The 12,656-nt window shown below is 50.1% G+C and carries 10 protein-coding genes; 2 read left to right on the top strand and 8 right to left on the bottom strand.

Annotated elements, in window-relative coordinates; translation table 11 throughout:
• Nucleotides 1–34 precede the first annotated feature (34 nt).
• Entirely contained in the window at nt 35–1,534 is a 1,500-nt protein-coding gene (locus tag KI379_RS12620; protein ID WP_144025333.1) for an ABC transporter substrate-binding protein, read from the top strand.
• Nucleotides 1,535–1,624: 90 nt separating this feature from the next.
• On the opposite strand, the gene KI379_RS12615 is transcribed toward KI379_RS12620, so the two are convergent.
• The gene (locus KI379_RS12615) at nt 1,625–2,176 is read right to left on the bottom strand and encodes a GNAT family N-acetyltransferase (protein WP_076165569.1); all 552 of its coding nucleotides are present in this window, start codon (nt 2,174–2,176) and stop codon (nt 1,625–1,627) included.
• A 138-nt stretch (nt 2,177–2,314) separates the two neighbouring features.
• Nucleotides 2,315–4,324: a WD40/YVTN/BNR-like repeat-containing protein gene (locus KI379_RS12610; protein WP_212983762.1), complete on the bottom strand. Its 2,010-nt coding sequence runs from the start codon at nt 4,322–4,324 to the stop codon at nt 2,315–2,317.
• Between the two features lie 318 nt (nt 4,325–4,642).
• On the opposite strand from KI379_RS12610, the gene KI379_RS12605 reads away from it, so the two are divergent.
• Entirely contained in the window at nt 4,643–5,422 is a 780-nt protein-coding gene (locus tag KI379_RS12605) for a DJ-1/PfpI family protein (protein ID WP_076165573.1), read from the top strand.
• Nucleotides 5,423–5,640: 218 nt separating this feature from the next.
• On the opposite strand, the gene KI379_RS12600 is transcribed toward KI379_RS12605, so the two are convergent.
• From KI379_RS12600 to KI379_RS12575, 6 genes are all read right to left on the bottom strand, one after another.
• Nucleotides 5,641–6,495 carry a phosphotransferase gene (locus KI379_RS12600; protein WP_076165575.1) on the bottom strand — a complete coding sequence of 285 codons (855 nt, stop codon included), beginning with the start codon at nt 6,493–6,495 and terminating at the stop codon, nt 5,641–5,643.
• A gap of 271 nt (nt 6,496–6,766) precedes the next feature.
• Nucleotides 6,767–7,411 carry an SDR family oxidoreductase gene (locus tag KI379_RS12595; protein WP_076165576.1) on the bottom strand — a complete coding sequence of 215 codons (645 nt, stop codon included), beginning with the start codon at nt 7,409–7,411 and terminating at the stop codon, nt 6,767–6,769.
• Nucleotides 7,412–7,675: 264 nt separating this feature from the next.
• On the bottom strand, nt 7,676–8,161 hold the full coding sequence (gene ybaK, locus KI379_RS12590) for a Cys-tRNA(Pro) deacylase (RefSeq protein ID WP_076165578.1): 486 nt from the start codon (nt 8,159–8,161) through the stop codon (nt 7,676–7,678).
• A 184-nt stretch (nt 8,162–8,345) separates the two neighbouring features.
• The gene (locus KI379_RS12585) at nt 8,346–9,335 is read right to left on the bottom strand and encodes a phage baseplate protein (RefSeq protein WP_076165580.1); all 990 of its coding nucleotides are present in this window, start codon (nt 9,333–9,335) and stop codon (nt 8,346–8,348) included.
• Nucleotides 9,336–9,513: 178 nt separating this feature from the next.
• On the bottom strand, nt 9,514–11,148 hold the full coding sequence (locus KI379_RS12580) for a thiamine pyrophosphate-binding protein (RefSeq protein WP_212983761.1): 1,635 nt from the start codon (nt 11,146–11,148) through the stop codon (nt 9,514–9,516).
• Nucleotides 11,145–12,458: a two-component system sensor histidine kinase NtrB gene (locus KI379_RS12575; RefSeq protein ID WP_212983760.1), complete on the bottom strand. Its 1,314-nt coding sequence runs from the start codon at nt 12,456–12,458 to the stop codon at nt 11,145–11,147. Before KI379_RS12575 ends, KI379_RS12580 begins: the two co-directional genes overlap by 4 nt.
• Between the last annotated feature and the right edge of the window lie 198 nt (nt 12,459–12,656).

Below are 12,656 nucleotides of genomic sequence, written 5' to 3'. Positions count from 1 at the left end.
TGCGTACTTTTCGGAAAGGAGGCTGCTGGTGGTCATGAATGATAGACGCAAGCCGCTCTTAATGACCCTCTCTCTGATATTGCTGCTCATATCATCGACAGGCTGCTTTCGTCAGTCCGGCCAAAATAGCGACTCCGATGACGGCGCACCGGTCAATCTGATTTATTATACAATTGGAGAACCTGATAAGGATTTGCAGCTCGTCAACGATAAGATTAACGAAATCATGGCACCCAAAATCGGCGTCACCGTCACGTACATCAAGGTCGGTTGGCAGGAATATGAAGATCGGCTGCACACGCTCATATCCGCCGGCAGTCCATTCGACATCGCCTTTGTTCCCGATTACGCCCCCACGGCGATGCGCGGTGCCTGGCTGAGGCTGGATGACTACCTTCAGGGACTGGGCAAGGAGATGTACGACGAGGTTGATCCGATCTTTTGGCAGGGCGTACGCATGAATGACGGCGGTATATACGGCATTCCGACCAATAAAGAGCTGGCGGTGCGCGATCAGTGGATGTACCCTGCTTCCATCGTGGATAAGTACCATATCGATATTTCCAAGTACGATACGCTGCAATCACTTGAGCCTGTTCTCCGGATGATTCAACAGAAAGAACCGGATTACGTACCGATGGAGCTCGATCGGGATTCGCACAATTTCTTCGCACTCGACGGTTATGAGTACATCATGAACAACAAAATTCCATTAATGATCAAATCGCTCGACCCGAACGCTAAGGTGGTCAATATATTTGAAACCAAGGAAGCGCGGCGGATTCTGGATACGCTGCGACGTTATTACAAGGAAGGCTTCATTAACAAGGACGCCGCGCTGCGGGAACCCGGAGGCTTGAAGCGGGGCGCCAAAGTATTCTGGAAATCCTCCGGCGGCGGTCCCCTTTCGGAGACGACCTGGAGCAAGGACCGCGGCTACAAGGTTGTGGCGAATCCCGTCACGCCGAGCGTTGTCACCACGGAATCGGTCCGGGGAGGAATTATGGGGGTCAATGCCAACACCAAGCATCCCGCCGAGAGCATCAAGTTTTTGAATCTGCTGAACACGGATCCGGAAATACGGAACTTATTTAATTACGGTATTGAGGGCGTGCACTACACGCTTGATGCCAAAGGGCAGGTTGTCCCCATCTCCTCAAAAGATAAGGATGGAGCCGATGGCTCGTCCCGTTATGCTGGAGTACAGTATACTCAGGGAAATTGGTTTATCCTGAATACGATGGGCGGCGACTACCCGGATCCCCTCGATAAATGGGAGCAGTTCCGTCAATATAACGCTGGAGTCGTCAAGTCGGCCGTGCTCGGATTTACGCCGGATCTTAGCAAAATGACGGCTCAAACCGATAACATCGAGATGGTCTGGCAGAAATACTACCCCAGCCTGATGACGGGCTCCGTCGATGTGGAAGCGATCCTCCCCAAGTTTAATCATGAACTGAAGCAGGCAGGTATTGAAGACGTGCGAAAAGAAGTGCAGAGACAGCTGGATGCATGGCGTGCAGTCAGCAGGTAGCCGTTTGCGAATTCAACTTTGCGCGATACAATCCGTTCTTTAATTAGTACTTTCCGGCAGCCGATCATGCAGCATGTGACCCGCTGCCGGTCATTTCATCGAAAGATATTCCTCTTTCAACAGTCCATAATACACAAGATCCTCGTATTCCCCCTGCTTTTTAGCATGCTGTCGTAACGTGCCTTCATATTTCATCCCCACCTTAGCCATCACTTTACCCGAGGCGGGATTCCTGCCAAAATGACGCGCAAATACGCGGTTTAACCTCATTTCTTCAAAGGCGTACCGAACGATTCCCTTTGCGGCTTCGGTACAATAACCATGATTGCTATAGGGCTTCCCGATCCAATAAGCAAGTTCGCCATGGTCAAATGGCTGATGGAATGCGATGCAGATGGCACCGATCACATATTGTCCTTCCTTATGTACGATAGCCAGCTCGAGGGATCGTCCCTGCTCAAACTGATCTTGGTGGGATGCAATCCAATTCTCCGCTATGCCATCTTCATAGGGATGAGGAATATATAACGTCATGTCAGCGATGTAGGGATCCCCGGCTAATTCCTGAACAGCCTTGGCATCGTCTAGGCAAAAAGGACGTAACAGCAGCCTGTCTAGTGGAATGGTCGGCAATGCTTTCATGCACCAGTCCCCCTTTCTTCTTACTTACATTTAATTAGATTTTAGTTCAAGCGAAGGATTAAAAAAAGCCGCCGTTTGGCGGCAGCAAATGGGCACATGTTTTCAGCTTCTCCGATGTCCGGCTAGCCCTGTCGATGATCACTGCTGAACGGACCAGCTCAGCCCGCCATCAGCCGTTACGGCAGTTCCCTGCAGGAACTGAATCCAGCCATGCTGCGGATCGGAAAAGCCAATCGATCGGACGTCTACCATCTCGGCATCTGCGGGAAAAGGATGATCCGTCCAGGTGCGGCCCCCGTCAGCAGTCATCAAGAGCCGCGTGATCACACCGTCTGTGGCTTCGAAATCTTCAAAAAGCATATACCCGTGCGTTTCATCGCTAAAATAGACCGCATCCGGATACCAGTCCTTGTCCAGCGTCAATACCGTCTCCTCCGGATGGTCCGCACCGAACCGAATGAGCTCAAGACTTCCCTTGGTGTCCGTCTGCTTCAGCAGCCATCCACTGGTATAGGAGGTCAAGGAGACTTGCATTTCACTAATTTCTTTGCTCACCAGCGTTTTGCCCCAGGTCTTTCCGCCATCCGAAGTGCGATAAATAGTCTTCCCTTCTCCTGTGGCGAACAAGACGCCATGATTTGTGTCAAAAAACCGGAAGGCTGAAACGTCGGATATCCCCAGCTTGTTCAGCGATTCGCTGAAAACTTCATGCCAGGTGAGCCCGCCGTCCTGGGTTTTCAATAAAACATGCTGGGGGTCTTTATCCCGGAAAGCCATCATGAAGCCTTCTTTCCCACTGACAAAGCTGATTTTCTCGAGCCGGATATAAGAATCCAGGGAAGCGATGATCTTCCAGCTCGCCCCTCCGTCGATCGTTTTCAGGACCTTACCGCTGTCCAGCTGGGTCCCGATGCCAAATCCGTGTTGACGATTGATAAAAGCCATGTCCTCCGTCGGACTGCCATACGGCTCGGATATCGGATAAGACTCTTGCCAGCTTATTCCCCCGTCAGTCGAGTGAATGAGAAAATCGGAGCCGTTCATCCCGTCGACGGCGGCCCATATTACCTTAGCGGACACCATCTGTACCTGATTTACTGCCACCGCCTTGCTCACACGGGTAAAGCTGCGGCCGCCGTCCTTCGTCAGCCAAATGCCTCCTTCGATCGGTCCCGCGCCCGGGTGCAGCGAAATTACGCCGGATTTCCCGTCGATCAGCTGAATACCGTTTACATAAGGACGACCCGTCCGCTGTGTGCTCATTTTAGTCCAATGCTTACCACCGTCAACAGTACGGTAAACGTCCCCGCTCAGCATCCCCTTCTCATTTGTCAGCAGCCATCCGGTATTTTCACTCGCAAACTGGATTTGAAAGGCGGACAAAGGCGAATCCTTCGCAGAGAGATCCAGCTGCTTGGACCATGTCCGCCCACCATTATTAGTCTTTACAACAGCAAGCTTGGTATCATCCTTGCCGACCGTACCGACCACATAGCCGGTGCCGGCTTTTGGAAAGCTTGTGCTGATCGGTTTGAAGTCCTGAATTCCAAACACAGCCGTTTGAAAATGATTTCCCCCATCCTGTGTGAGAAGCAGGCGGCCGTTTACGAGCATCGCCCCGCTTTCCTCATTTACGAACGACAATTTCCGCAGAACGGGATTGCCTTGGCTGTGCTCCTCTTGGGATTCGGACTTCCATTTTGTAATCCAGCTGCGGCCGCCGTCTCCGGTTTTCAACAGACGGATCTGTTTGCACTGCAGCTGTCCTGCGCTGCTGGAACAGTTGTCTTCGACCAAAGCATACCCGGTTTTGGCATTGATAAAATCCAGGCTGCGTATATACTTCCCAGGCAAATTCTGTTCCTGCCACTGTGTCCCGCCGTCCTGGGTGGACAGCAGCCTTAGTTGAGCGTCAGTACGCTCTTTGACCGCAAATCCGTTTATGGAATCGACGAAATCGATGACCGGGAGATCATACGGGATATTCCCGTTCCAAATGAGCTCCTTTCCCTGCTGCGGCTGAATAGGGATATCAGCCGAAGACAGCGCGGCCGCTGCTGGTTCCGTCCCTTTAGCACACCCCGTAAGAACGGCTGCCACAATGGACACAAGGACTGCTGCTCTGAAATGCCTGCGTCTTATTCTCATGTTTAACGCCTCCTTCATCCGCGCAAAAAACATTCTGTAAAATAAATCTCCTGTGCTTTAACCGTCCAAGGCTTAAGATTGTTTATGACAAGTTTTATTATAGAGTTTGCTTTAGTGCGATGGGTTAAGGATTGTTCTCGTTTTGGAGTCAACATTTTCATATATTCACGGTTCGATGTATTGTGAGGAGTTGTTGATCCTTTTGTGACTTTTATAGAACGCCGTTTGTGATATTCGCTTGATATGATTCTACTGCGAATAAAAAACGCATGAGCTATATTACCTTGGCTTGGTGCGAAGAGAAAGGAAGATTCAGAAATGAGAAAGATGTTTGCATTATTTTTGTCATTGGCATTGGCACTCAGTCTGGCTGTCCCCGCCGCAAGTGCAAATGCTGCACCAGACAATCAAAACAGGAAGGATAACCTTCATGTTCAAGTCGTGCTGTTCGATGGATTCGATTTGCTCGACGCCTTGGCGCCCTATGAAGTATTTACCGCTGCGGGTATGTATTCCGGTGACAAAGTGACGGTCGAACTGGTGTCCGCAGAAGGCAAGCGTTCTGTTCCGAGCGGGCTGGGTGGACCCTCTCTGGAAGCGAAATCCAAGCTGGACCCCCATCAACCGGGAATTATTGTGGTGCCTGGTGCTGCTGGCAAGCCGGCGGGAAATACTCCTGATACCATTCCGAACCTTCTTTGGAAGGCGAAGCAAACGTCCTTAACCAGCATGATCAAACAGGCAATGAACGATAAAGAAGTGACGGTAGCAACGGTATGCGGAGGTTCCTTATTGCTTGCGATGGATGGACTGCTGAAAGACCGGCATGCCGTGACCAATCCGATTGGCATGGCTGCGTTAAGTGCCGCGGGCGCAATCCCGGTAGAGGCCAGAGTTGTTGAGGATGGACCACGCCTGGTCAGCGGCGGAGGCGTGACTTCGGGATTGGACGTAGCTCTATATTTGGTCGAACGCGAGTTGGGGCCGCAGATCGCTAACGCTGTAGAAAACTTATTCCAGTACGAGCAGCGCGGCACGGTATGGAAAGCCGAAGGCACGGCGCCCATCGACTTTTTCAAGAATACGGCTGTAAAATAAGCGAACGCTGTCCTTTTCAAAAGGTCAAAGATCGGCGTCTGAGCTGAAAATGTAGTTATGAACATAATAAGACACCTCTAAAATGCCATGGCATGTAAGAGGTGTCTTTTAGTTAACGTATCAGGAACGTTTCGGTCGAGACGAGCCTCATCAGCAGGATAGAGGTATGTTCGTACCGAAGGCCGGTAGTTTTTGTATTGCGGTTAGTCGCTGCTAAGTTAGATCTGCTTCAGCTCGAGGTCGCGAGCAATTTCGGCAATAAGGCGGTCGAACCACGGCTTCCCTTGAGGAACCCATTTCCTGGCCGCTTGGGCATACCATGCGAGATGCAGGAAATGATAGATTTGCATAATGCCGATCGGGACGTAACGAACAGGATCAATACCCAGCGAATGTAATAAAGCAGCAGCATCCAGTGATACCGGCCCCCGAATCGGGCGCTGCCAGTCGAGGACCCGGTACCCGTCGTTTGTCACCAGCACATTTTCCGCTTTGAGGTCTGCATGAACATATCCTGAAGGTGAACGGAGTTCGGTAAGCAATGCCGGGGCTTGACTCCACTCGCGCAGTTCGTTGACTTTGCCGATGTCCACTTCCTTGAAGCTTCCTTCGTGAATACATTCGGAAATATCATGAAGAGCAGCCTCGATATATGCGGCCCATCCTTCTTCCGTACTAATGTCGAACATGACAGGCAAATCTCCATGGATCTGTGAGATCATGTCTATCAGATCAGTGGCGATGCTGGCTGCCTCCGAATCTTTTAAAGGAACGTCCTTCAGCCGCGGCGCCTGGATTTCTTCCATGAGCATAGCCGTCATATGGTCCTTCGCTTCGATCACGCGAACCGGTACCAGGAGCGGAGATTGGGCACAAGCATAAAATTTGGCTTCCAGTGTCGGCGGGGCCTGCACTTTATAAATGTAACGGCCTCCCTGCTCCGTAACCATGCGCTGAACACACGATAACGGCCATTCATGAATGGTGATCCGTTGTGAGACCGGGCTGCCTAGATATTCTGCCAGTTCTTCGTCGTCGTGAAGCAGCAAATCAAACGATGGATGACGATGCATATGATCCTCCGCTCCTTTTCAAATTACTCGGCATATTGCTACTAGGTTTACATTGGCGGGAAACAATTCGGAATCTTTCTTATTTCGTGATAACGATCGGTTATCCTCCTTGATCCTTTCGACCTTTGCAACCAATGATCGCTGATGAAACGGAGCGGCAGGGTAGGACATCGCGGCAAAAAGCCGCTTATTCAGCGGCTTCAATCTTATTACGATGTACTTACCGTAACCTGGTTTACCTAGAAATCCCCCTCCGGTCTCTACGGTGTGTTTATAACGCGTTTAACGCTTCCAGGATTGGGGTTTCACCACTAATCATATCAAAAGCTTTACCGATCGTATGAGGATTTTCCAATGATGCTAGTATAGCCTCAGCCACATCTTCGCGGGGAATTTCCCCCCGATCCAAGTCAACCGCCGCGGTGACCTTCCCCGTTCCGGGTTCATTAATCAGCCCTCCTGGGCGAACAATCGTATAATCCAGGCCGCTCTGCTGAAGCCAAATATCCGCATAATGCTTCGCGGCGCTGTAGTAAGGCGCACTCTCCATCCAAAGCTCGCGGTGATGGACCCCGATCGCGCTCACCATGATGAAGCGGCGCACCCCAGATTGTTTGGCAGCCTCCACCGACTTGATTGCACCATCCAAATCAATCATCATCGTTTTATCGGCTCCTGTATGGCCGCCCGAGCCTGCAGTAAATACGACTGCATCCGCCCCCTCGGCAGCGCGGGCAATCTCATCGATACTTCCTTCCAGGTCAGCAAGCACCGCTTGCACGCCCTGCTCTTCAAATGCCGCTTTCTGCTCGTCGCTTCGTACCATTGCGATGGCATTGTGCTTGTCGGATTCCTGCAGCTTTCTTACAATATGCCGGCCAATCTGGCCATTGGCTCCGATAATCAGTACGTTCATAATCAATCCTTCCTTTCTTCTATACTAATTATGGATAAATAAGATTGTTTTTAACGCCTTGCTTTCCATATTTGTTATGGATCAGGGCTATCTTTTGGTATAATCATCCTGAGGTGTTTAACGATGGATGGAAAAAGATTTGTACTGATTATGGTCATTGTTTTAGTGGTAATTGGCGGCTTTTTTATCGCATTTATGCAGCTTTTGAGTTCAATAGGCAAAATCTGATTGGACCTACAGGTTCATGTGTTTGAACCCGTTCCATCATTGCGGGCTACTGTACACAAGATCGGCCAGCACTCCCTCAGCAGCTGCCGCTAAGTCTTGTCCACTTAGAAAAATTTGCAGCCCCCGTCTTCCTCCGCTAATGCTGACGACTTCCATGGAGCTCACGGATGCATTCATATACAGCGGATACTTCTTTTTCATGCCCAGTGGAGACACGCCGCCCCGGATATACCCTGTTAAGGATTGAATGTCTTTCACAGGCACCATCTCCACTTTTTTATTGCCGCTTGCAGCGGCCAGACTTTTCAGATTCAATTCCCGGTCGCCTGGAATACAAGCTGCGATGACCCCTGTCTTATCCCCTTTTAAAATGAGCGTCTTGAACAGCTGGCCGGGCTCCAGCCCTACTTTCGCGGCAACCGTTGCCGCATCCAGCTGATTTTCGTCCCATTCATATTCGTGAAGCGAATACTTGATTTGAAGCGTGTCGAGTATTCGGCAGGCATTCGTCTTGGCTGACAATTTTCTTCACCTTTCCTTTGCAATGACGATTCGTTAAATAACTGGCCGTTGATTAGCTCCGTACTATTTTATCATGGTAACGGACGCCTGGAAAAATCACATCATCGCTGCCAATAGAAAAACAACCTGAACCATGCTCAGGTTGTTTTCTGTCTTTTCAGCGAACCAGCCCACACGATCGCGATTAAAAAATGCTGTCTGGAACGTAATAAATTTTCTGGGTATTCTGCTTACTGTCGGGATTGGTTACGATATTAAAATAAACGTTCCCGTTTTTGTTTTGTACACCCTCAATTTCATGTTTTCCCACGTTGGTGATTTTCACCAGACTCTTATAAGCTCCTGTGTTAGATATCATAGCAATCTGCGGGGTGTTTCCTTCAGCGCCGCCAGACGTATAAATTTCCGTTTTGCCAAGCAGGTCGGCGCCTTGGAAGGAGCCGTTCGGTCTCACGATGGCACTGCCCGACTGGGTAAAGCTGGATACACACGCTGCCTTCGCCGCCGCACTATCCAGACGGACCTGCTCGTTGCTGTCCAGCAGCTTGTTCAGTTTAACCGTATCATAAACGGACCAGGTGACCTTTCCTTGTTTCGTTTGAACCCGGAAAAAGGTATATGTGCTGTTTCCGCCGCCGTCAACACGGTACGTGTCGCCTAGTCTTGTGCCCTTTTTGTTGGCGTAATTCATATACGTGAACCGGTGAAGGTCCGTATAATCCAAGGTCTTGCCGGCCGAATATTGAAGTCTCGCGACCTGGAGCGACCAATAATTGCTTGTTGAAGGATCGGCTTTTGAGCTGAAGTAAAAATAATTGATCCCTTTGTAGGTATACATATCAAGCGTTTGCCCGTGACCGGCATTGGTGATCTTCATTTCATCCTTGTAAGTAGCGGTATTGCCGTTGATAACCAGTCTTGATAGATAGACCGTCCCTTTGGACCGCTGGGTAACATATACGTACTTCGAAGCAATATAAGCTTTCTGAACCGCCAGTTTATGATGAAGTCCTTTGAGGTTGTATGCCAGTTTCGCCGAAGCGTTGACGGTTTTTCCCGGCGATGCCGCAAAGGCGGTCAGACTCGACATCCCAAAGAGCAGGATGGAAAGAGCAACGAAGCAGAATAATTTAAAATGCTTGTTCCTTGAGATCAATGACTGAAATGAATACATCTTGTTGATACCTCCATTTAGAGTTGTTAGCATTATGCTAATAGAAATAACTGGCTATGAAAACCGTTTTTCAAAGAATTAGGGCTAAATACTCACATGATTTTCCCAGCAAAAATAAAAAAGCGCCATATAGGCGCTTCTCTCGCGTAATCCGGTCAATTCGGTATGCAAAAATACCTTAATCGAGCTTCATTTGCCGGGCCAAGGTGGAAGGGATCTCCTCTTTGTCCACGATCACGTCAATCACAAAAGGCTTATTGAGCTGCAGTGCCTGTTTAAACACATGCGTAAATTCGCTGAGCGTCGTGCACCGTGCACTGTCCGCTCCCATGGAAGCCGCATACGCTGCGGCATCCAAAGGCTGCTTAAAGACCGTGCCGTCGGTTCTTCCGGTAAACTCGCGCATCCCTTTTAATGCCATATCCAGCTGTCCGTTATTGATGACGATAAAAATAACCGGAAGCTGCTCGGCGACGCAGGTTGAGATTTCGGAGCCCAGCATAAATAAACAGCCGTCTCCCGTCAAGCAGATGACGTTCTGGTCCCTGTCGGCAAATTTTGTACCAATCGCCATCCCGATCGCATTGGCCATCGAAGCAAAATAGGAATCGAAGAAAAAGGTGACGCCCGGCTTTACATCCAGCCAACGGACCGCATGGTACCCATGTGCGCCATCATCGGCAAAAAGCGTGGTTTGCTCAGGAATGATATCCCCTACCGCCTGGCAGACTTCCGCGACCGAAAGGGACTGAAGCTCGGGCAGCGGATCATGATACCGCTCACCAACACGCACGTCATCACTCACATTGTCATTCGGATACAGGCGCAGCAGCTCCTCCAGATTCGTTGCGATATCGCCGAACACATGCGTATGCTCAGCCTGGATAATTCCGCCCATAAATTCATAAGAGATATCGAACTGAATGATCCTTTGCGGGAAATAAGAACGGTCCAAGCCCGCCAGTGCGGTATCGCTCAACCGCGATCCCATCACCAGCATCAGATCAACACCCGACTCCAGCAGGTGCTTGGCTTTTTGGTGTCCTCCAAGACCAAAAGGTCCGTAATATTGTGCATGCATCGAATGGATGCTCCCCTTGCCACCGGGAGTTGTGACGACGGGAATCTGAAACTGCTCGGCGAACCTGGCAAGGGGCTCCTGAGCTCCGGAGAGGACGACCCCCTTTCCTGCCAGAATGACCGGGTTTCGGGCGGTTCGCACCTGATTCACCACATCCGTCAGATTGGTTGCGGCATAGTTTAGACGGCTTGACGGAATATGGATATTCGTCTCGGCTACCGGCGAAATCATCACATCAAACGGGATGCACAGATGTACCGGACCTTTGCGTCCGGTCATAGCTTCGCGAAGCGCATGATTAAGAATCGCCGGGAAGGTATCGGCGCGGGAAACCATCGTGCTGAACAGCGTAACGGGCTTCATAATTTCCGCCAAATCGATGCCGAATAACGAGGAATCCTGGCATTGCGGGATCCCTGTTTCCGCCGCCGACTGATGTCCCGTGATGAAGAGAACGGGAAGGCAGTTCATTTTCGCATGCGCTGCGGCAGTGACCAGATTGGTCCCTCCCGGTCCTGAAGTTCCGACGACCACCCCCAGCTTTTTCCCCGCAAAAGCATAACCTCCGGCTGCAAAACCCGCCCCGCTTTCATGCCTTCCCAGAATAAATTCGATTCCCTGGTTGCCAAATTCCAGAATCACAGGGGCAACCGATTTGCCCGGAATTCCGAAAGCATGCTGAATATCCAGACTGACCAGCGTTTCAACTAAGAGCTCTACGACATTTTTCACACAGGACACTCCTTTAAAATGCCTGACAAAGGTAATCGGATATTGAATTCCGTTCCTGCACCCAATCTGGAATCGACGATGATCTCTCCGTTATGATTGTTAATAATGCGGTAGGATACGGATAGACCCAGACCCGTTCCGTTCTCTTTGGTCGTAAAAAAAGGATTCTGTATTTTTGTGAGGTTTTCAGGACTAATACCGCTGCCATTGTCAGAAATAGTGATGGTTAGATGTTTGTTTTGTATGGTAGATTTTAAGGTTACGGCTTCTTTAGGCTGAGACGCTTCAACGGCATTTTGTAAAATATTGATCAGTACCTGCTTAATTTGCGAAGCATCGGCATACAGGATGTCCTGGTCGCCGGTATGGTAATCCCGGATAAACCGGATATCGTGCAGCGCGGCCTGTCCTTCCATAAAATCAAGGACGCTGTCAAGGAACAGATTAATTTCGATCGGCTTGACGATTGGAAAAGAAGGCTTGGACATCGTGACAAAATCCGATACGAGATTTTTGACGCGCACCAGCTCCTCGTGTACGAAACCCAAATAACGGGCCGTGTCCGGGTCCAGCGGCCGCTCGCGGATAATTTGCACAAAGCCCATGATGGAGGTAAGCGGGTTGCGGATTTCATGGGCTAAACCGGCGGCCAGCTTGCCGATGGCCGACAGCTTTTCGCTGACGATGATCTGCTGCTCCAGCAAATAACGTTCGGTAATATCCCGCAGCTGAGCATAGGCGCCTTGGATGATCCCATTTTCAAATATCGGAATGATGTCGGCAAGGCAAACCGTGTGTGTCCCGCCGGCGTGAAAATGAACCTCGATTCCTCGCTGCCGCTGGCCGTTAGCGATTGTTTGCAAAAAATGCGGTCCGAGCTCCGTAATTTGATAGGAGGACTGTCCGACGGAAATATAATCGGGGATGATGTTCAATGCGACGTGGTTGAAATCGACTACGGTTCCGGAGCGGTCAGCCAAAAGAATTCCGGTATCCAAATTGTCGACCATGAGATGGTGCAGATCCAGCTGCCGCTGGTTCGTTTTCCTGAGCTTCAGCTCCCTTCCCATAGATTCCACCATATTCACAAGCATGGCGAGCTGGTAATTGCTGAAATCAACGATGCTTGTCATCAGGGAGATCGTTCCTTCGCGCACCCCATGATTTCCTGGAACCGAAAAAGGGACGCTGTGGCAGGCCGATTCGTGCAGAACAAGATGATAATGATCCGTCCCTACCGTTTGAAACGGAATCTTGTTCTCCAGTGTTATCAGCGTCGCACATATCCCCACCTCTCTCTCAATCAGCAAGCTCCCTTCTTTAATATTCAGCTGTGAAAGATGTTCTCTAATAATCCGATCACCGAAGGAATCAATTACCAAACCTTTGTCATCCGTGACGAGGAATGAAACCATTTGCCCGTTTAGTAATTGAATCGTGTTCTCTCCAAATCCCTTGGTAACCTCCAGTATGTCGGCATATACTCTCTTCTGTCTCTGTAGATGCTC

Origin of the sequence: Paenibacillus cineris, from assembly GCF_018333335.1 — a bacterium.
In the GTDB taxonomy this organism is placed as follows: Bacteria; Bacillota; Bacilli; order Paenibacillales; family Paenibacillaceae; genus Paenibacillus_AQ; species Paenibacillus_AQ favisporus.
The sequence above is the reverse complement of the archived record's forward strand: the minus strand, read 5'-3'. Positions and strand labels throughout refer to the sequence as shown.